At 71.9% G+C, this 19,129-nt stretch carries 17 protein-coding genes and 1 pseudogene; 3 read left to right on the forward strand and 15 right to left on the reverse strand.

Features of this window, described 5'->3' with window-relative positions; translation table 11 throughout:
• Nucleotides 1-19 precede the first annotated feature (19 nt).
• Together dapC and fdxA are read right to left on the reverse strand one after the other, a co-directional pair.
• The gene (gene dapC, locus ACFW22_RS05150; protein WP_386399069.1) at nt 20-1,117 is read right to left on the reverse strand and encodes a succinyldiaminopimelate transaminase; all 1,098 of its coding nucleotides are present in this window, start codon (nt 1,115-1,117) and stop codon (nt 20-22) included.
• 83 nt (nt 1,118-1,200) lie between these two features.
• Entirely contained in the window at nt 1,201-1,521 is a 321-nt protein-coding gene (gene fdxA / locus ACFW22_RS05155) for a ferredoxin (RefSeq protein WP_015035968.1), read from the reverse strand.
• 112 nt (nt 1,522-1,633) lie between these two features.
• Between fdxA and ACFW22_RS05160 the strand changes: the two genes are divergently transcribed.
• Nucleotides 1,634-2,635 (forward strand): GNAT family N-acetyltransferase, encoded by a 1,002-nt coding sequence (locus tag ACFW22_RS05160; protein WP_386399071.1) that lies wholly within the window; start codon nt 1,634-1,636, stop codon nt 2,633-2,635.
• Nucleotides 2,632-3,507 (forward strand): tetratricopeptide repeat protein, encoded by an 876-nt coding sequence (locus ACFW22_RS05165; protein ID WP_386399073.1) that lies wholly within the window; start codon nt 2,632-2,634, stop codon nt 3,505-3,507. Before ACFW22_RS05160 ends, ACFW22_RS05165 begins: the two co-directional genes overlap by 4 nt.
• A 118-nt stretch (nt 3,508-3,625) precedes the next feature.
• Here the strand turns inward: ACFW22_RS05165 and ACFW22_RS05170 are convergent, their stop codons facing one another.
• The 4 genes from ACFW22_RS05170 to ACFW22_RS05185 form a co-directional block, all read right to left on the reverse strand.
• Nucleotides 3,626-5,857: a hypothetical protein gene (locus tag ACFW22_RS05170; RefSeq protein WP_386399498.1), complete on the reverse strand. Its 2,232-nt coding sequence runs from the start codon at nt 5,855-5,857 to the stop codon at nt 3,626-3,628.
• 132 nt (nt 5,858-5,989) lie between these two features.
• Entirely contained in the window at nt 5,990-6,361 is a 372-nt protein-coding gene (locus ACFW22_RS05175; protein ID WP_386399077.1) for a DUF6113 family protein, read from the reverse strand.
• Nucleotides 6,358-7,248, reverse strand: coding sequence for an N-acetyl-1-D-myo-inositol-2-amino-2-deoxy-alpha-D-glucopyranoside deacetylase (gene mshB, locus ACFW22_RS05180; RefSeq protein WP_386399080.1), 891 nt, complete (start codon nt 7,246-7,248; stop codon nt 6,358-6,360). Before mshB ends, ACFW22_RS05175 begins: the two co-directional genes overlap by 4 nt.
• 35 nt (nt 7,249-7,283) lie before the next feature.
• Nucleotides 7,284-7,478: a hypothetical protein gene (locus ACFW22_RS05185; RefSeq protein ID WP_015035959.1), complete on the reverse strand. Its 195-nt coding sequence runs from the start codon at nt 7,476-7,478 to the stop codon at nt 7,284-7,286.
• A 177-nt stretch (nt 7,479-7,655) separates the two neighbouring features.
• On the opposite strand from ACFW22_RS05185, the gene ACFW22_RS05190 reads away from it, so the two are divergent.
• The gene (locus ACFW22_RS05190; RefSeq protein WP_386399083.1) at nt 7,656-9,815 is read left to right on the forward strand and encodes a prolyl oligopeptidase family serine peptidase; all 2,160 of its coding nucleotides are present in this window, start codon (nt 7,656-7,658) and stop codon (nt 9,813-9,815) included.
• Between the two features lies 1 nt (nt 9,816).
• Here ACFW22_RS05190 and ACFW22_RS05195 read toward each other — a convergent pair whose 3' ends face one another.
• The 9 genes and pseudogenes from ACFW22_RS05195 to ACFW22_RS05235 all read right to left on the reverse strand — a co-directional run.
• The gene (locus ACFW22_RS05195; protein ID WP_386399085.1) at nt 9,817-10,752 is read right to left on the reverse strand and encodes a hypothetical protein; all 936 of its coding nucleotides are present in this window, start codon (nt 10,750-10,752) and stop codon (nt 9,817-9,819) included.
• A gap of 379 nt (nt 10,753-11,131) precedes the next feature.
• A complete protein-coding gene (locus ACFW22_RS05200; protein ID WP_386399088.1) occupies nt 11,132-12,322 on the reverse strand; it encodes an ABC transporter ATP-binding protein in 1,191 nt (396 codons plus the stop codon).
• On the reverse strand, nt 12,315-13,298 hold the full coding sequence (locus ACFW22_RS05205; protein WP_386399090.1) for an ABC transporter ATP-binding protein: 984 nt from the start codon (nt 13,296-13,298) through the stop codon (nt 12,315-12,317). The genes ACFW22_RS05200 and ACFW22_RS05205 overlap by 8 nt, the downstream gene beginning before the upstream one ends.
• A 4-nt stretch (nt 13,299-13,302) precedes the next feature.
• On the reverse strand, nt 13,303-14,298 hold the full coding sequence (locus tag ACFW22_RS05210) for an ABC transporter permease (RefSeq protein ID WP_386399094.1): 996 nt from the start codon (nt 14,296-14,298) through the stop codon (nt 13,303-13,305).
• Nucleotides 14,291-15,214 (reverse strand): ABC transporter permease, encoded by a 924-nt coding sequence (locus ACFW22_RS05215; RefSeq protein WP_386399097.1) that lies wholly within the window; start codon nt 15,212-15,214, stop codon nt 14,291-14,293. Before ACFW22_RS05215 ends, ACFW22_RS05210 begins: the two co-directional genes overlap by 8 nt.
• A 126-nt stretch (nt 15,215-15,340) precedes the next feature.
• Nucleotides 15,341-16,966 (reverse strand): ABC transporter substrate-binding protein, encoded by a 1,626-nt coding sequence (locus ACFW22_RS05220; protein ID WP_386399100.1) that lies wholly within the window; start codon nt 16,964-16,966, stop codon nt 15,341-15,343.
• Nucleotides 16,967-17,066: 100 nt separating this feature from the next.
• On the reverse strand, nt 17,067-18,068 hold the full coding sequence (locus tag ACFW22_RS05225) for a helix-turn-helix domain-containing protein (RefSeq protein WP_386399103.1): 1,002 nt from the start codon (nt 18,066-18,068) through the stop codon (nt 17,067-17,069).
• A 130-nt stretch (nt 18,069-18,198) separates the two neighbouring features.
• Nucleotides 18,199-18,825, reverse strand: a complete 627-nt coding sequence (locus tag ACFW22_RS05230; RefSeq protein ID WP_386399501.1) for a peptidoglycan-binding protein — start codon at nt 18,823-18,825, stop codon at nt 18,199-18,201.
• Nucleotides 18,826-18,834: 9 nt separating this feature from the next.
• Nucleotides 18,835-19,116: pseudogene (locus ACFW22_RS05235) on the reverse strand (peptidoglycan-binding protein); the annotation flags it as partial.
• Nucleotides 19,117-19,129 lie beyond the last annotated feature (13 nt).

Here is a 19,129-nt window from a genome sequence, read left to right on the forward strand (position 1 = left end):
GGCCCTCACCCGTTCCCGTTCACCCCAAGCGCTTGACCGCGGCCTCGACCCGCTCGTCCGTCGCCGTGAACGCCACCCGCACGAAGCGCTCCCCGGCCTCGCCGTAGAAGTCGCCCGGTGCCACCAGGACGCCCCGCTCCGCCAGGTGGGCCACGGTGTCCCAGCACGGCTCGTCCCGGGTCGCCCACAGGTAGAGGCTCGCCTCGCTGTGCTCGATCCGGAACCCGTGCGCCTCCAGGGCAGCCCGGAGGGCCGCCCGGCGGGCCGCGTACCGCGTGCGCTGCTCGGCCACGTGCGCGTCGTCACCGAGCGCCGCCACCGTCGCCGCCTGCACCGGCGCGGCCGTCATCATGCCGCCGTGCTTGCGGATCTGGAGGAGCTCGCCGAGGACCGCCGCATCGCCCGCGACGAAAGCGGCCCGGTAGCCGGCCAGGTTGGACCGCTTGGACAGCGAGTGGACCGCGACGATCCCCTCGTACGAACCGCCGCAGACGTCCGGGTGCAGGACCGAGACCGGATCGGCCTCCCACCCCAGCTCCAGGTAGCACTCGTCGGCGAAGACGAGGATCCCGTGCCGGCGCGCCCAGGCCACGATCCGGATCAGCTCGTCCTTCGCGAGGACCTTGCCGGTCGGGTTGGACGGGGAGTTGAGCCAGAGCAGCTTGACCGCGGCCGGGTCGAGGTCGGCCACCGGGTCCTCGTAGACGACGGGCGTCGCGCCGCAGAGCCGCGCCCCGACCTCGTACGTGGGGTACGCCAGCCGCGGGTAGGCGACCGCGTCACCGGGACCGAGTCCCAGCTGCGTCGGCAGCCAGGCCACCAACTCCTTGGAACCGACCACCGGCAGCACGTTCTCGTGGACGAGGCCCACCGCCCCCAGACGCCGCCCGCACCATCCCGTGAGCGCGTCCCTCAGCTCCTTCGTCCCCCACACCGTGGGATAGCCCGGCGAGTCCGCCGCCGCCACCAGGGCCTCCTGGATCAGGGCGGGAACCGGGTCGACGGGCGTGCCGACGGAGAGGTCCACGATTCCGTCCGGGTGCGCCAGGGCCGTCTTCTTGTACGGCTCCAGCTTGTCCCAGGGGAAGACGGGCAGGCGCGAAGAGACTGCGCTCACGGATTGGCTCACTTCCTGGTGCGTACGGAAAAACGCTTCGGCCCCGCACGGCGAACGAGCCGTACGGGACCGAGAGCGGATGATCAGCCGTTCTGCGGCGGCAGGGCGGCGATGAAGGGGTGGTCGCGCTCGATCTCGCCGAGCTTGGAGGCACCACCGGGCGAGCCGAGCTCGTCGAAGAACTCGACGTTCGCCTTGTAGTAGTCCTTCCACTCCTCCGGGGTGTCGTCCTCGTAGAAGATCGCCTCAACCGGGCAGACCGGCTCACAGGCCCCACAGTCGACGCATTCGTCCGGGTGGATGTACAAGGACCGCTTGCCCTCGTAGATGCAGTCGACGGGGCACTCCTCGATGCACGCCTTGTCCTTGACGTCGACACAAGGCTGCGCGATGACGTAGGTCACGCTGTCGTTCCTCCTCGATAGGGCTGGTCTGCGCGGGAGCGCGGCGTCGTCGATGCCCGCACCTAGTATCTCCGTTCTTGGGGGCGATCCGAACAGGAGGGGCGGAGAAGCTGTGGAAATCATCGGCGCAGGGCGCCTTGAAGTGCGCATTACCAGCGCTGACGTGGGAAAACGTGTCTCCGTTCGGTACGTGACGGAGTCGACGGAAGCGGGCGAAAGGTTCACCGATGCGGTCGGAGTGCTCGCATCATGGGACGCCGGTGTGCTGCTGATCACACGAAAGAGCGGCGAGAGCGTCCGGATCGCGGAACCGAAGCTGGTCGCGGGCAAGGTCGTGCCGGCCGCCCCGGCACGCCGTCGGGGCCCCGCAGCCACCTTCCCCGAGCTGGCCCGCGCCACCGCACGCGCCTGGCAGCCGGTCGAGAGCGAGCCCCTCGGCGGATGGACCCTGCGGGCCGCCGGGGGATTCACCCGCCGGGCCAACTCCGCACTCGCGTTCGGAGATCCGGGACGGCCCGTGGACGAGGCCCTGGCCTGGGTGCGCGCCTGGTACGCGGACCGGAAGCTGCCCGCCTACGTCCAGGCCGCAACCGGCGCCGAGGGCACCCAGGAGCTGCTGTGCGCCGCGCTCGACCGGCACGGCTGGCGTCGCGAGGTGTCCGCCGAGGTCCGGATCGCTGCGCTCGCCCCGATCGGTGACCTGGATGCGGACGCGTCCGTCGTGCGCCTCTCGCGGACGGTCAACGGGCCGTGGCTGCGCCGCTACCGAGGCTCCGCGGAGGAGGACCCGGCGGTCCGGTCCGTCCTGGCGTCCGGCCCGAGCGTGTGGTTCGCGTCCGTCGCGGGCACGGGAGGGGTACCGGCGGCGATCGGACGCTGTGTGGTCGACGGCCGCTGGGCCGGCTTCATGGCGGTCGAGGTGGCCCCCGACGAGCGGCGCCGGGGCCTGGCGACCGCCGTGATGACGGCACTCGCACGGCAGGCGCTCGACGAGGGCGCATCGGCGGCCTGGCTCCAGGTGGAGACGGACAACGACGGTGCACGGGCGCTGTACGACCGGATGGGGTTCGCACTCCACCACCACTACCACCACTACCGATGGGCGGAGGCGTGACGCAGGACGTACCCCCACCCGACGCGCCGCGGGGCGCGTCCGGGGTCCCGGACCGGGACGACTGGCGGCGGGAGTTCGCCGAGGAGGCCCGGTCGGAACGGCCCGACCTGGCCAGGCTCTGTCTGCTGATCGGTGCCGTGGCCGACCCCACGGTCACCCGGCACGACCTCGACGAAGCCGAGATCGAACTCGACCGGCTCGCCGGGCTCGTGCCGTACGCGACCCGGACCACCGGCGCCTGGGCGGCCGAACTCGCCGAGCTCCTCGGCCGCCGCGAGGGCTTCGAGGGCGTGTCCGCCGACTACCAACGTCTGGAGTCCTCGCTGCTGCACGAAGTGCTCCGGCGCCGGCGGGGGCTGCCGATCCTGCTCTCCGTCGTCTGGATGGAGGTCGCCCGTCGGGCCGGGGCCGCCGTGTACGGGCTCGGCCTGCCCGGCCACTTCGTCGTGGGCTTCGGCGACCCGGCCGATCTGGACCTCGCCGACCCGTTCGCGGGCGGACGGGCCATGACGGGCGCGGACGCCGAGCTCCTGGTGGCGAGCGCGACGGGCGAGGCGCTCGACCGCTCGATGCTCCGGCCGGCGGAGCCCGGCGCGATCGTGCTGCGCGTCCTCAACAACATCCGTGCCTGGGCGGCCCCCCGTCCCGAGCGCTCCGACGTGGCCCTGTGGGCGGTGGAGCTCGCCCTGCTGCTCCCCTCCCATCCGGCGAGGCTCCGCTACGAGCGCGCCGAGCTGCTCGTCCAGCGCGGGCAGTTCCTCACGGGGGCCACGGAGATGGAGGCGTACGCACAGGTCATGGACGCGGTGGACCCGGAGTCGGCGACGACGATCCGCCGACGGGCACGGGCGGCCCGGGCCCTGCTCAACTGACGGTGGAGCGGACGGGCCGGGCGACCGGCTGGTGGGAGCGCCCCGGTCCGCACGGCCCCCGATGCACGGACGCCCCCGTCCCGGGACGGGACGGGGGCGCACGGCCGGAACGGAGGTCTCAGCCCTCGCCGCTGAGGTCGATGGTCTTCGTGCGCTCCTCGGACGTCTTGCCCAGCAGCGCGTCGCGCATCACGAAGGCCACGTCGTCGGCGGAGACCTGGTGCTTGCTGCCGTCCCCCTTGGTGATCATGACGCCGTCGAAGGCTCCGTCCAGGAGGCGGTCGATCGCCTTCTTGTCGTAGACCTCGACCAGTCGGCCGTCGACGGCCTTCATGGAGAGGATCTGCGGCAGGGACCGCGCCGGGCCGAAGTCGATGTACTTGTCGCCCGCCTGGATCCTGATCAGGCCCGACATGGCCGGGGTCGCGAACTCCCGCATCGCCCGGTCCAGCTCGGCCTTGGTGATCGTCGGCTGACGGGTGGTGACCGGCAGCTCGACCAGCACGCTCCGACCCGTCTCGACCTGGGCGCGGAAGGCGTCCTGCACCGAGATCATGGAGCGCTGGACGTCCAGGCCCTTGCCGGGCTTGCCCTCGACCGGGGTCACCTTGTTCGGGGCGAACAGGATCGTGCCCTCGGTCGCCGAGGCGGAGGTGCCCGCGAGGTCGGTCAGGGTGACGGCCAGCTTCTCCTTGTCGACGGGGAAGACCGGCTGGGCGACCCGCTCGCCGCCGAAGAGGGAGCCGATCACGGACATCGGGTTGTAATCGCTGCCCGCTGCGGCGCGAACGGTCTCCTGGCTGTCCAGGGCCAGCCCCGCCTTGTCCGGCGGAAGCTGGACCTTCTTGCCGCCGACGCCGAGCTGGAGCGGGGTGCGGGCGCGCTGCCCCAGGGCCTTGTCCAGCTTGTTGACGGCCTCCTCCTTCGTCCCGCCGCCGATGTCCACGCCGAGCACCGTGGTGCCCTTGGGGACGTCGGAGTGGTTGAGGAGGAGTCCCGCGCCGTAGGCGACGCCGGCCAGGCCGACGACTCCGGCGGCCACCAGGACCAGCTTGGAGCGTCCCTTCTTGGCCGGAGCTCGGTCGGCGGCGGGCGCCGGGCGCGGGGCGGGGGCCGGACGCTGCTCGGCGCGGTGGGCCGGACTCGGGCCGGGGCCCTGGTTCGAGCGGGGGGTCTGGTTCGGGCGGGCCGCCGTGGGCGGGACCACGGGGATGCCGCTGGTGACCGTGTCGCCGGAAACGTGGCCGCCGTTCTCGGCCGGCGCCCCCTGGCCGGGCGGGGGCACCGGGGCGGGCTGCTGCGGCGTCAGGATCGCGGTGTCGTCGGACAACCGGGGCGCACCGCCGCCCGCGAACGGAGTGCCCTCGCCCTGGTGCCCGCCGCCCGCGAAGGGTCGGGAGGCGGCGGGGCCGCCGCCGAGCGCGGCGGTCCCGGTGACCGGGCCCGTGGTGGGGCCGCTCGGAGCCCCCGGGGCCCCCGGACCGGGGTACGCGGGGGTCCCGCCCGCGGGGGTGCCGTCGTACGCGGGGGTGCCGGTGGCCGGGGCCGCCCCGTAGACGGGGGTGCCGTCGTACGCGGGGGTGCCGCCCGCGGGGATCCCGTCGTACGCGGGAGTGCCGCCCGCGGGGGTGCCGTCGTACGCGGGGGTGCCCGCGCCCTGCGGGTCCCCGTACACCGGGGTGCCGCCCACCGGCGTCCCGCTGTCGTACAGCGGATTGCCCGGCGGCGTCTGGGCGGGTGCGGTGACCGGTCGGCTCGACGGGGTCGTGCCGACCGTCGGGACGCCGGAGGTCGCCGAGCCGGCGAAGCCGGTGCCCTGGGCTTCCGGTGCACCGGAAGCCGGGGCGGGCTTGGCCGCCGGGGCGGGGGAGGGCGTGGTGGGCGGAGCGGGGGCCGCCGGCTTGCGCGGGGCGAACCAGTCGCTCGTCGCCTTCGCGGCCGGTGCCGCCTCCTCGGCCGCCCGCGGCGGCTCCGGGGTCGCGACCGGCGCCTCGGGCTCCGGCTCCGGCGCCTCGGGCTCCGGCTCCCGGGCGGACGCCTCGTTGACGGTCTTGCGGACCACGACCGGCGGGATCGGACGCGAACCCGGGATGTTGATGCGGATGCGCGTCGTCAGCGTCGTCTCGGTCTTGGGCTCCTCCGGCGGTGCGGACGCGGCCGGAGTCTCCTCCGGCGCGTCCTGCGAGGGGTGGAGCGACGGATACTGGCGGGATCCGTACGGCGGGGTACCCGACGGGTACGCAGCTCCACCGCGCCCCTGGGCGCCGGAGGACGAACTGTCAGTCTCTCGACCAGTTTCACGACTCAAAGCAGGATCTCCCGGTTGGCTCCACCGCCCGCTCTTGCTGATGCTCGTATGACCCGGGCGGTTCGGCGGCGCGCACCACCATACTGGCCGCCGCCGGCATATACCCGACCCCGGGTCACGGACGACGGGCAATCCGGCCGAAGTCAGGACGACTGTGGCCTCAAGTCGTCCTGCTCACAAGGGTGTGCGCGGCAACCGGAACAGCGTGGCGCACATCACAGCGATCGCCATGCCGCCGAAGAGGTAGAGCAGCTCGCTGCCGTCACCGGTGAACACCCTGTCCCCTTCGGGGCGGGTGTTGCTGAGGAGGATCACGGCGAGGAGCCAGCCCACGCCGGCGGTGAAGACGCCGGCCTGGGTGCCGGTGGCCCGGAGCCCCCCGTAGAAGAGGCCCGCGGCCCCGAGGAGCGCGAGGAGCAAGCCGCCGGGGAACCAGGCCGCTTGGACGAGGGACCCCGCGGCGCCGACCAGGGCGCCGAGGACGACCAGGACGGCGTACCAGGTGAACCGGGCCCCCTGGGAGGCGGGGGAAGCGGTGGTGCTCACGCGCCCACCCCCGCGAAGAGGTCCGTCTCGCGCGTGCCGGCGGGGGCGCCCGGGACGCCCCGGACGAGCTCGTAGTACTCGGTGGTGAAGATCGGCTGGGCGAGGTCGTTGGAGAGGGCGAAGAAGGGCCCGTCGACCGCGACTTGGGTGGCGTGCGCGGCCATCGCGGCGACCTTGCGGGCCGTGCACGCGGGGTCGGCGGTGATCTCGGCGGTGATCAGGTCCTCGTCGACGACGCCGGGGACGTCGTCGAGCGCGGCGACCCCCGGGAAGACGGAACCCTCGGTGCGCAGCCGGGCGAAGCCGGCCTCGGCGACGGGGCGCGGGACGCGGTTCCAGTAGGTCTTGGCGATCGCGTGGGCGGGACCGAGGTCGGGACGGTAGGCCGGGTCGGCGGCGAGCTCCGCGGCGCGGGTCGCGACGCGGTGGGCCTGGATGTGGTCCGGGTGGCCGTAGCCGCCGTCGGGGTCGTAGGTGATCAGGACCTGCGGCTGCACTTCGCGGATCACCTCGACGAGGTGGGGGGCCGCCGTGTCGACGTCGGTGTTCCAGAAGGCATTGGTGCGCCCGTTCTGTTCGACGCCCATCATTCCGGAGTCGCGGAAGCGTCCGGGGCCGCCGAGGAAGCGGTGGTCGGTGACGCCGAGCTCGGCCATCGCGGCGGCGAGTTCGCCGATGCGGTGCGGGCCGAGCCGGTCCTCCCGGTCGGGGGCCAGATGGGCGAGGTCGGGCGGGATGACCTCGCCCTCCTCGCCCAGCGTGCAGGTGACGAGGGTGACGAGGGCGCCCTCGGCCGCGTACCTGGCCATGGTGACGCCGTTGTTGATCGACTCGTCGTCCGGGTGCGCGTGCACGAGCAGCAGACGGCGGGCGGGGAGATCGGACATGCCCCCACCCTACGAGGTGGCGCGGGGGACTCCGGTCAGAACTTGAGGCCGCCGATCATGCCCGCCACGTTGGTGGTGAGGGTGCTGATGGACGGGGCGATGGAGGAGCTCGCCAGGTAGAACCCCAGGAGCGCGCAGACCGCCGCATGTCCAGCCTTCAGCCCGGATTTCCGGATCAGCAGGAAGACGACGATCGCCAGCAGCACCACCACGGAAATCGAGAGTGCCACGGCGGTTCACCTCCACCTTCGGTCGGATATTCGAGCGGCTTGGTCGGGCAGCATGTGCCAGGAGGCATGCCCGTCAGATGCATACCCACCTAGCGCTACGGATCATAACTATCCGTGCCGCCGCATCGGTCGGCGGACAGGGGCACAAGGGGGGCGCACAGCGCTAGTTTCAGCCCCATGACCTTGTCTTCACAGCAGTCGGCCACACCCTCGGCCGAGCTTTCCTTCCCCCGCCAGCACGCCCGGACCCAGCGGTTCACCCTGGGGGTCCCGCGTGGGTTCTCGGTCTCCCCGGACGGGGAGCGCGTGGTGTTCGTCCGGTCCGCTTCCGGGACGGACCGGACGCACCGGCTCTGGGTGCTCGACCTGCCCCGCGACGGGGAGCCCGGGGAACGTTCGGTCGCCGACCCCTCCGTCCTGCTCGCGGGTGCGGAGGAGGAGCTGTCTCCGCAGGAGCGGGCGCGCCGGGAGCGGAGCCGGGAGGGGTCCGCCGGGATCGTGGCGTACGCGGTGGACGCGGCGGTGGAATGGGCGGCGTTCGCGTTGTCGGGGCGGCTGTTCACGGCGGAGCTGCGGGCCGGGACGGCACGGGAACTCGCGGTGCCGGGGCCGGTGATCGACCCGCGCCCCTCGCCGGACGGGCGGTTCGTCGCGTACGTGGCGGAGGGCGCGCTGCGGGTGGTGGGCGCGGACGGCGCGGAGGACCGCGCGCTGGCCGTCCCGGAGGACGAACACGTCTCCTACGGATTGGCCGAATTCATCGCCTCGGAGGAGATGGGACGGGAGCGCGGCCACTGGTGGTCGCCCGCCTCGGACCGGCTGCTCGTGGCACGGGCGGACGACCGGGCGGTGCGGCGCTGGTGGATCGCGGATCCGGCGCACCCCGAGCGGGAGCCGCAGGCCGTGGGGTACCCGGCGACGGGAACGGCCAATGCCGGGGTGGAGCTCTTCGTGATGGGCCTGGACGGATCCCGCACGGAGGTGCGGTGGGACCGGGACCGGTACCCGTACCTGGCGCGGGTGCACTGGTCGGCGGGCGGGGCGCCGCTGCTGCTCGTGCAGGCGCGGGACCAACGGGAGCAGCTCTTCCTGACGGTGGAGCCGGATTCGGGGAAGACCGCGGTCGTACGGACGGAGACGGACCCGGCATGGCTGGAGCTGCACCGGGGCGTGCCCTCGTGGGGCCCCGGCGGCGGACTGGTGCGGCTCACGGACGAGGGCGGCCCGCGGGTCCTCGCCGTCGGCGAGGAGTCGTGGACCGGTGCGGAACTGCACGTCCGGTCGGTGCTCGACACCGGGACCGACGACGTCCTCGTGTCGGCCTCGGCCGGTGAGGCGGCGGCGGAACCCGGGACGGGCGAGATCCATGTGTACCGGGTGACCGCACGGGGGGCGGAACGGCTGTCCGAGGGCGTCGGCGTGCACGGGGCGGTGCGCTCGGGGACGGTGACCGTCCTCGTGTCGGCACGGCCGGAGGAGGCCGGGAGCGTGGCGCGGGTGCTGCGGGACGGCGAGCAGGTCGCGGTGGTGGCCTCGTACGCACAGCGGCCGGTGATCTCCGCGCGGGTGCGGCTCGTGGAGGCCGGCGCCCGGCGGATTCCGTGCGCGGTGCTGCTGCCCTCGGGGTACGCGGAGGGGGACGGGCCGCTGCCGGTCCTGATGGACCCCTACGGCGGTCCGCACGGGCAGCGGGTGCTCGCCTCGCACCAGGCCCACCTGACCTCACAGTGGTTCGCCGACCAGGGTTTCGCGGTGGTCGTGGCGGACGGACGGGGCACGCCGGGGCGCTCCCCCGCCTGGGAGAAGTCCGTCCTGCGCGATCTGTCCCCGACCCTGGAGGACCAGGTGGAGGCGGTGCGGGCGCTCGCCGGGAGCTTCCCCCTGGACCTCGGGCGGGTGGCGATCCGCGGGTGGTCGTACGGCGGCTATCTGGCGGCCCGGGCGGTGCTCCGGCGGCCCGACGTCTTCCACGCGGCCGTGGTCGGGGCCCCGGTGACGGACTGGCGGCTGTACGACACGCACTACACCGAGCGGTACCTCGGCACCCCGCAGGACGATCCCGAGGTGTACGCGGCGCAGTCGCTGGTGACCGATGACGGCCTGTCCGCACCGGAGGGGCCGGTCCGGCCGATGATGCTGGTGCACGGCCTCGCGGACGACAACGTGGTGGTGGCGCACGCGCTGCGGCTCTCGTCCGCGCTGCTCGCGGCGGGCCGGCCGCACGAGGTGCTGCCGCTGTCCGGGGTGACGCACATGACGCCGCAGGAGCAGGTGGCGGAGAACCTGCTCCTGCTCCAGGTGGACTTCCTGAAGCGGGCCCTCGGCCTGGAGCGGTGAGTCACCGACCCGGTGGGCGCGGACGGGCCGGCGTCGGGGCCGGCGTCCCGGCCACCGGGTGCGGGGCGGGCGCGGCGGCGGGGGCGCCGCGCCCGGCGAGCAGCACGAACACCGCGATGCCGGCGAGCAGTTCGAGGGCGGAGGTGAGGGCGCCCATCGCGTACAGGGAGGTGGGGTCGCCCAGGTGCGTGAACGTCTCGTACCGGACCGAGCGGGCGACCCCGCCGAGGCCGCCCGCCGTCAGGAACGCGGCGGCCAGGAGCCCGAAGGCACGACTGTGCCGGGCCCGGGCGAGGCCGAGGGCCCCGGCCGTGCCGTAGAGGGCGGCGAGGACCGTCGAGAGCCAGCCGGGGGGCGGCGCGAGGGCGGGCCTGACGACGGAGCGACCGCCGGTGAACCGGTCGGCGGTGGTCTCCAGGGGCAGTTTGCCCGCCCAGTACAGCTCCCATCCGGTCACGACGAGCGCGGCGACCAGGAGGAGGACCCCGGCGGCGACCGCGGGGCCGGTGCGGGGGCTGGTGGGCGGTTGCTCGTGGGGGCCGGCCGGGCGGCGGCCGACGGCGGCGGTGAGGACGAGTCCGCCGGCGAGGGCCAGTTCGAGCAGGGCGGTGACGAGGGCCCCGCTCCCGGGGGCCCAGAGTCCCGGGAGGCGCAGTGCGAGGGTGACCGTTCCGGTGGCGGCGAGGGCGGAGGCCGCGTGTCGCGAGCGGAGGGCGGCGACGGCGGTCGCGGCCGACCCGACGAGGAGCACGGCGTCGATCAGGGAAGTGGCGGACCGTCCTCGGACCAGGAAGTGGCGGTCCCCGGCCCAGTACCAGACGAGGTCGGCCGGCGAGCCGAGCACGGCGAGGTCCTCGAGGATCCACCCGGCGGTGATGAGGGCGAGCGCGGCGCAGAGCGCGGCGCCGGTGAGGCGTGCCGTTCGTGTCGCAGTCACGGCCTCGATCCTCACGGTCGCGCCCGGGCGGGACAAGCGGTTCCGCACATCTGTGGGGCTACGGGGTCCCCTGGGTGATCCGTGGGGAAACGTCGGGACAACGACGGCGAGCGGGTGGATGCCCGTGCGAAAACGGGGCCCCGTGGGGGTGAGGAGCGGGACGGGGGCGTCCGGTGGTCCGGAGCCCCGCTCCGGCGTCCCGGAGGGGCCGGCGGGGGGAAGCGGCAGCCGGCGGGGGAACCGGCAGCCGGCCGGGGAAGCGGCAGCCGGCCGGGGCGACATGGCGCGCCCCGGCCGGCTTACGGCACCCGCACGGCCGTACTCCGTTGAGCCTGCCGTGTCCGTATATCGGATCCGATTCCACGAAGTTGCCCGCGCGTTACGGCTCCCGGTGGCCTTCGTCGCCGTTCTCCGGCGGGGTTCCCGGCTCCTCTGCGGCGCCGCGTTCCGGCAGGACCGACGACCCTTCCGTACCGCCGTCGGCCTCGGACGGGACCGACGGCCCCTGCGTGCCCCCGCTCTCCGGCGGGACCGGCTGCCGTTCCTCGGCGAAGTGACAGGCCGAGTCGTGCTTGGCAGGGGTGTCCTGGAAGCGGAAGACCGCCGGGACGGCGAGGAGCGGGACCTCTTGGGCGCAGCGGTCCTGGGCCTTCCAACAGCGGGTGCGGAAGCGGCAGCCGGAGGGGATGTTGGCCGGGGAGGGGACGTCGCCGGTGAGGATGATCCTCCCCCTGCCCTCACCGGGGGCTCCCCCGCGCGGGGCGCGCGCCTCGGGGTCCGGAACGGGCACGGCGGAGAGCAGCGCCTGGGTGTAGGGGTGGGTGGGGTGGTCGTAGATCTGCTCGTCCGTACCGATCTCGACGACCCGGCCGAGGTACATGACGCCGACGCGGTCGGAGATGTGCCGGACGATGGACAGGTCGTGCGCGATGAAGACGTACGACAGCGAGAACTCGGACTGGAGGCTCTCCAGGAGGTTGACGACCTGGGCCTGGACGGAGACGTCGAGGGCGGAGACCGGCTCGTCGGCGACGATGATCTCGGGCTGGAGGGCGAGGCCGCGGGCGATGCCGATGCGCTGGCGCTGGCCGCCGGAGAACTGGTGCGGGTACCGGTTGATGTACTCCGGGTTGAGGCCGACGACGTCCAGCAGCTCCTGCACCTTGCGGCGCCGGTCGCCCTTGGGGGCCACCTCGGGGTGGATCTCGTACGGCTCGCCGATGATGTCGCCGACCGTCATCCGCGGGTTCAGCGAGGTGTACGGGTCCTGGAACACCATCTGGATGTTGCGCCGGACGGCCTTCAGCGCGCGCGGGGAGAGCTTGGTGATGTCCTCCCCCTTGTAGCGGATGCTCCCGGAGGTCGGGGTCTCCAGGTTGACCAACATCTTCGCGACGGTGGACTTGCCGCAGCCGGATTCCCCGACGATGCCGAGGGTTTCGCCGGCGGCGAGTTCGAAGTCGACGCCGTCGACGGCCTTGACGGCGCCGACCTGCTTCTTGAAGAGGATGCCCTGGGTCAGCGGGTAGTGCTTGTGGAGGTCCCGGACTTCGAGAATCGCCTCAGCCATGGAGGCACTCCTTCCAGAAGTGGCAGGCGCTGGCGCGCGGCACCGGGGACCCGGTCACGTCGTACAGCGGGGGCTCGTCGGTCCGGCAGACGTCCTGGGCCATCGGGCAGCGGGGGTTGAAGGCGCAACCGGGCGGGATGGCGAGCAGGTTGGGGGGCAGTCCCTTGATCGCGTAGAGCTCCTGGCCCTTCTGGTCCAGGCGCGGGATCGAGTCCAGCAGCCCCCGGGTGTACGGGTGGGCGGGCCTCTTGTAGATCTCGTGGACGGGGGCCTGCTCGACGATCCGGCCGGCGTACATCACGGCGATCTTGTCGGCGACGTCGGCGACGACGCCCAGGTCGTGGGTGATGAGGATGAGCCCCATGTTGAGTTCGCGCTGGAGCTCGGCGAGGAGGTCCATGACCTGGGCCTGGACGGTGACGTCGAGGGCGGTGGTGGGCTCGTCGGCGATGATCAGTTCGGGTTCGAGGGCGAGCGCCATGGCGATCATGATGCGCTGGCGCATGCCGCCGGAGAACTGGTGCGGGTACTGGCCGACGCGCTCCTTGGCGGCGGGGATGCGGACCCGGTCCATCAGCTCGACGGCCTTGGCCCGCGAGTCCTTGCGGGACATGCCCTTGTGGACCTGGAACATCTCGCCGAGCTGGTCGCCGACGCTGAGGACGGGGTTGAGCGAGGACAGGGCGTCCTGGAAGATCATCGCCATCTTCGCGCCGCGGACCTTGCGCCGTTCCTCCTCCTTGAGCTTGAGGAGGTCCTGGCCCTGGAAGAGGATCTCGCCCCCGCTGATCTTGCCCGGAGGGATGTCGAGGATGCCCATGACCGCCTGGGCGGTCACGGACTTGCCGGAGCCGGACTCGCCGAGGACGGCGAGGGTCTCCCCCGCGTCCACGGAGTAGTTGACGCCGTTGACCGCCTTGGCCACTCCGTCCCTGGTGTGGAACTCCACGTGCAGGTCACGCACTTCGAGCAGCATGGCGCTACCTCAGCTTCGGGTCGAGGGCGTCGCGCACCGCGTCGCCGAGCATGATGAACGCGAGCACCGTGACGGCGAGCGCACCGGCCGGCCAGAGCAGCATGTGCGGGGCATTGCGGATGTACGGCGAGGCGGAGGAGATGTCGATGCCCCAGGAGACGGTGGGCGGCTTCAGTCCGACGCCGAGGTAGGACAGGGTCGCTTCGAGGGCGATGTACGTGCCGAGGGCGATGGTGGCGACGACGATCACCGGGGCGACGGCGTTCGGCGCGATGTGCCGGAACAGCATCCGCGCGTTGGAGGCCCCGAGCGCGCGGGCGGCGTGGACGTAGTCGTTCTGCTTGGCGGTGATGACGGAGCCGCGGGCGATGCGGGAGAGCTGTGGCCAGCCGAGCAGCACCATGAAGCCGACGACGGGCCAGACGGTGGTACTGGTCACCACGGAGAGGAGCACGAGGCCGCCGAGGACGACCGGAATGGAGAAGAAGACGTCGGTGAGCCGGGAGAGGATGCCGTCCCAGGTCCCGCCGAAGAAGCCCGCGAGGCCACCGAGGAGGGAGCCGAGGAGGGCCACCCCGAGGGTGGCGCAGACGCCGACGGTGACGGAGGCGCGGGCACCGTAGACCACACGGGTGTAGACGTCGCAGCCCTGGCCGTTGAAGCCGAAGGGGTGGCCCGGCTGGGAGCCTTCCTGGGCCTTGGCCAGGTCGCAGTCGAGGGGGTCTCCGGAGGCGATCAGCGAGGGCCAGATGGAGATGACGACCAGGAAGATGATGACGAGCCCGGAGATGATGAAGACCGGGTTGCGGCGCAGGTCGCGCCAGGCGTCGGACCAGAGCGAGCGGGGCTTCTTGTCGGGGCCGGTGCCCTCGGGCCCGGCCGGGTTCTTCTCCAGCGTCTCCGCCTCGGCGGTGCCGAGGTCGGCCGCGCCCCCGGCGCCGGTCGAGGCGATGGCCCGCCCTTCGTCGTACGACTCAAGCGGCTCAAAGGGCTCAGGCATAGCGAATCCTCGGGTCGAGTACGGCGTACAGGAGGTCGACCAGCAGGTTGGCCAGCAGGAACACCAGGACGAGGATGGTCACGAAGCCGACGACGGTCTGGGTGTTCTGGCGGACGATCCCCTGGTAGAGCTGGTAGCCGACGCCGTGGATGTTGAAGATCCGTTCGGTGACGATGGCTCCGCCCATGAGCGCGCCGACGTCGGCGCCGATGAACGTCACCACGGGGATGAGGCTGTTCCGCAGCAGGTGCCGGCTGATGACGCGGCGGCGGGGCAGGCCCTTGGCCACGGCGGTGCGGACGTAGTCGGCCTGCTTGTTCTCGGCGATCGAGGTCCGGGTGAGCCGGGTGACGTACGCCAGGGAGACGGAGGCGAGGACCAGTCCGGGCACGATGAGCTCGCTGAAGGTCGCCTCGGGCGAGACGGCCGGCTTGATCCAGCCCCATTTGACGCCCAGGAGGAGCTGGACGAGCAGACCGGTGACGAAGGTCGGGACGGAGAGGACGACCAGGGTCAGCAGCAGGACGGTGGTGTCGACGGGGCGACCGCGCTTGAGGCCGGTGACGACGCCCAGGCTGATGCCGATGACGATCTCGAAGAGGATCGCGACGATGGTGAGCCGGATGGTGACGGGGAAGGCATTGGCCATCAGCTCGGTGACGGGCTGCCCGTTGAACGCCGTGCCGAAGTCTCCGGTGAAGACGTTGCCCATGTAGGTCAGGTATTGCTGCCAGACCGGCTTGTCGAGACCGAACTCCTTCTTCAGCTGGGCGGCGGTGGCCGGGTCGCAGGCGCGGTCGCCGCACAGACCGGCGATGGGATCGCCCATCACGTTCACCATCAGGAAGATCAACAGCGTGGCGCCGAAGAAGACCGGGATCATCTGCAGCAGCCGCCGGATCACGTATCGACCCATGGGGGGCTCCGGGGGTTGGCTCCGGGTAGGGGGCTGGGAGGGCGGAACGGACGGAACGCGTGCGGCCCGGCGCGGAGGTCCGCGGACCGGGCCGCACGTCGCCGACCTGTACGGCCCGCTACGGCGTCACTTCACCTTGATCTGGTCGTAGACCGGGACGCTGAAGGGGTTCAGGGACACGTTCTCGATCCGGTCCGAGTAGCCGGCGCTGCCGTTCTGGTACCAGAGCGGGATGGCGCCCATGTCGCCCTTGAGGACTTCCTCGGCCTGCTGGAAGAGCCCGATGGCCTTGGTCGTCTCGGTCTCGGCGTTGGCCTCGTTGACCAGCTTGTCGAACTCCGGGTTGGAGTACTTGCCGTCGTTGGAGGAGGCGCCCGTGTAGTACAGGGGCTGGAGGAAGTTCTGGATGAGCGGGTAGTCCATCTGCCAGCCGGCCCGGAACGGGCCGGTGAGCTTCGACTGGGTGACCTGGTTGCGGTAGTCGGCGAAGGTGCCGATCGGGTTGCCGACGCAGGCCCTGTTGTTGCCGAGGGCGCGGTTGATGGAGTTGCAGACGGCGTCCACCCACTCCTTGTGCGAGCCGGTGTCGGCGTTGTACGAGATCGTCATCGTGCCGCCGGGGATGCCGCCGCCCTCCTCGACCAGCTTCTTGGCCTCGGTCGGGTTGTACGTGCAGGCGTCGCCGCAGATGTCCTTGAAGCCGCCGGCCTCGCCGAGGACCGGGGAGGTCCAGTCGACGGCGGGGGTGCGGGTCTTCTGGAAGATCGTGTCGGTGATCTGCTGCCGGTCGATGGCCATCGACAGGCCGGTGCGCAGCTTCTCCTGGCCGGGCTTGTTCCAGTTGGGGTCGTAGAAGGGGAAGGAGAGGGTCTGGATGATGCCGGCCGGGGTGTTGATGTAACGGTCCCCCAGGTCGGCGGAGACGTTCTTGAGCTGGGAGGCGGGGATGTCGTCGACGAGGTCGAGGTTGCCGGCCGTCAGGTCCGTGTAGGCGGTGTTGTTGTCGGTGTAGACCTTGAGGGTGATGCCGCCGTTCTGGGCCTTGTCGTCACCGGGGTACTCGTCCCACCGCTTCAGGGCCATCTGCGAGCCCTTGGAGTAGGAGTCGACGGTGTAGGGGCCGTTGCCGACCGGCTTCGAGAGCCAGGCCGCGTGGTCGTCGAAGAAGGCCTGGGGCAGCGGCGCGTAGGCGACGTAGCCGAGGGTGTCGGGGAAGGTCGAGAACTTCTGGGTGAGCTTGACCGTGAAGGTGAGGTCACCGGTGACCTGGAGGCCGGACATGGTCTCGGCCGTGGGTTCGCCCTCGTCGGGGTGGACCTGGTCGTAGCCCTCGATGTAGCCGAAGAAGTAGGCGTTCTTCTGGTTGTTCTTCAGCTGGGCGCCGTAGTTCCAGGCGTCGACGAAGGACTTGGCGGTGACCTTCTCGCCGTTGGAGAAGGTCCAGCCGTCCTTGACCGTGACGGTGAAGTTGGTCGAGTCGGTGGTGTCGATCTTCTCGGCGAGCATGTCCTTGGCCTCGCCGGTCTTCGGGTCGTACTGCTTGAGCCCTCGGAAGATCATGGACAGCACCTTGCCGCCCTGGACCTCGTTGGTGTTGGCGGGCTCCAGCGGGTTCTGCGGGTCGCCCCACGAGGAACTCACGATGCCGTCGGCGCCTCCGCCACCGCTGTCGTCACCACCGCCGCAGGCCGTCGCCGCGAGGGCGACGGCGGTGGCCAGTGCGGCCCACTTGGCGTGTGTGGCTCCGCGCATGGAGTGCCTCCCGATGTCAAGTTCGACTTAGGAACCCAATATCACTCCATGCCGGATATGCCGCATTTCAACTGCACCCAATAGGGCCCGCCCGGACGCGTCAGGGCTGGATGGCACCCACCGGCGAACACTCGATCTGATGGAACCTCGGGATCTTGCCGCAGATGATCACCGAACCGTGCGGCGCCTGGGGGGTGACGGCGAGCATCCGGGTGTAGGTGTCGTGGTCGACGCGGATCGTGGCCGACTCCTCCGACGCCCCCTTGTCCTTGATGATCACCGAGTCGCCGATCGTGCCGTTCTCGATGCGACCCCACACCGCGGAACAGGCGGCGCTGTACCGCAGCTGGATCTTCATGCCGCGCAAATAGGTTTCCCGCACGGTGGTCGCGTCCCAATGACAGTCCATGGCCTGCGGTTCGCGCCGCAGACAGGTGTCGGCCAGACAGCGGGGCTGGGGCAGGGCCGCCGGGGTCGCGGTGAGCATCGCGGAACCCGCCGTGGCATCGCGGGCGTGCAGGCCGGTGGTCGTCGCGTCCTCGCCGGCGGCGGTGTCGACGGCCCCGTACACCGCGGTGCCGACGCTGCCGAGCAGGGCACCGGCGACGACCAGACCGAGCGTCCGGGCACCGCGCCGCCAGTCACGTGCGGGGCGGTCGGCGGCCCGCACGGCCGGATCGGAGACGGGCGCGCCCGGAGCGGTCGGACCCTCGGACACGGAAACGGGCGCGCCCGGAGCGGTCGGACCCTCGGACACGGAAACGGCCGGCGCCGGAACCACCGGCCCCTCGGACGCGGAGGCGGAGGCGCCCGGTCGTCCCGCGGAGCCGGACGCGCCCTCCTCCACCGCTTCGGCGAGCAGCACCAGCAGGGCCTCGACGTCCCCCCTCGTGACCGCGGCGAACTCCTCGACCGCGATCCTGCTGGGCAGCTGCTTGCCGTTCAGGAACCGCTCCCAGGAGGAACGGCTGTAGTTGGTCTTGCCGGCCAGCTTGCCGTAGCTGAGTCCGGACTCCTCCTTCACGGCGCGCATCCGTGCCGCAAGCCGGTCCTGCGCTCTTGCGGGCGGCTCGGAGCCGTATCCCCCCTCGTCGAACACCACGACTCTCCCCGTTCTGACAATCGAATAACTGTACAGAACGGGGAGGGTACCGCGGGGACATGACAGATTCGCAGGTGCCCGGCACGGCGTGGCTCCGCCGTGCCGGGCACCCGGGTCACCTGGTCACGGGTCAGTTGAGGAAGGTGACGTCCCAGTGGCTGCTCTCGCGGGCGTAGACGTTGCCCGAGGGAGCGGTGTAGAGCGCGGCGCCGTCGCCCCTGGTGCCGGTGCGCGGAAACGTGCCGGTGATGTAGTTGCTCAGGCAGCTGCTCAGGCCGAAGTCCAGCTTGTAGCCGTTCCAGTGGCTGTACGTTCCGCTGGCGTGGCCCGTCTCCGTACCGCCGGTGATGTTCAGGGCGCAACCGCTCGACCGGCGCAGCCCGACGGCCCCGTCGGCGGAGGCCTGGCGCAGGCCGTCGAAGGAGGTGCAGCTGCTGCTGTAGCGGTTGGAGCAGTTGCCGGAGGAGGACCAGGTGATGCTCGCCGACCTGAAGATGCTGCTCGCCTGGGTGTGGGTCAGCAGCCCGCCGCCGCCACCGGTGCCGCCGGAGGAACCGGTGACCAGGGCGCGCCAGGTGTCCGGACCGACGACGCCGTCCGCGTCCAGGCCGTGCGAGGACTGGAAGCCGCGCACCTTGGCGTCGGTGCCGTCGCCGAAGGCGCCGTCGACGGCCAGGCCCGCCCCGTAGCGGTTGAGCTGGACCTGGGCGGCCTTGACCGCAGAACCGCTGTTGCCCTTGCGGACCGTGACGATCAGCCTGGACCAGGTGTCGGCGCCGACGACGCCGTCCGCGTCCAGGCCGCTGGCGCTCTGGAAGCCGCGCACCTTGGACTCGGTGCCGGAGCCGAACACGCCGTCGGCGCTGGTGGCGTAGCCGCGGGCGGTCAACAGGTGCTGGACGGTGGTCACCTGGACGCCGGTGTTGCCGTTCCTGACCAGCGGCCAGTCAGCGGCCAGTGCGGGGGCCGCGGAGAGCAGTCCGGCCGTCAACGCGGCCACCAGGGTGGCGAACAGGGCGGCGGCCAGGCCGGGAATCCTTCTCATCATCTCTTCCCTCCGA

It is taken from the genome of Streptomyces sp. NPDC058872, assembly GCF_042743065.1.
Classification (GTDB): Bacteria; Actinomycetota; Actinomycetes; order Streptomycetales; family Streptomycetaceae; genus Streptomyces.

What these genes read in the sequence shown, in the direction of transcription:
- ACFW22_RS05190 (WP_386399083.1), top strand. Translation starts at nt 7,656, where the DNA reads ATGACCTTGTCTTCACAGCAGTCGGCCACACCCTCGGCCGAGCTTTCC.
- mshB (WP_386399080.1), bottom strand. Translation starts at nt 7,248, where the DNA reads ATGTCCGATCTCCCCGCCCGCCGTCTGCTGCTCGTGCACGCGCACCCG.
- ACFW22_RS05200 (WP_386399088.1), bottom strand. Translation starts at nt 12,322, where the DNA reads ATGGCTGAGGCGATTCTCGAAGTCCGGGACCTCCACAAGCACTACCCG.
- ACFW22_RS05210 (WP_386399094.1), bottom strand. Translation starts at nt 14,298, where the DNA reads ATGCCTGAGCCCTTTGAGCCGCTTGAGTCGTACGACGAAGGGCGGGCC.
- ACFW22_RS05205 (WP_386399090.1), bottom strand. Translation starts at nt 13,298, where the DNA reads ATGCTGCTCGAAGTGCGTGACCTGCACGTGGAGTTCCACACCAGGGAC.
- ACFW22_RS05220 (WP_386399100.1), bottom strand. Translation starts at nt 16,966, where the DNA reads ATGCGCGGAGCCACACACGCCAAGTGGGCCGCACTGGCCACCGCCGTC.
- ACFW22_RS05215 (WP_386399097.1), bottom strand. Translation starts at nt 15,214, where the DNA reads ATGGGTCGATACGTGATCCGGCGGCTGCTGCAGATGATCCCGGTCTTC.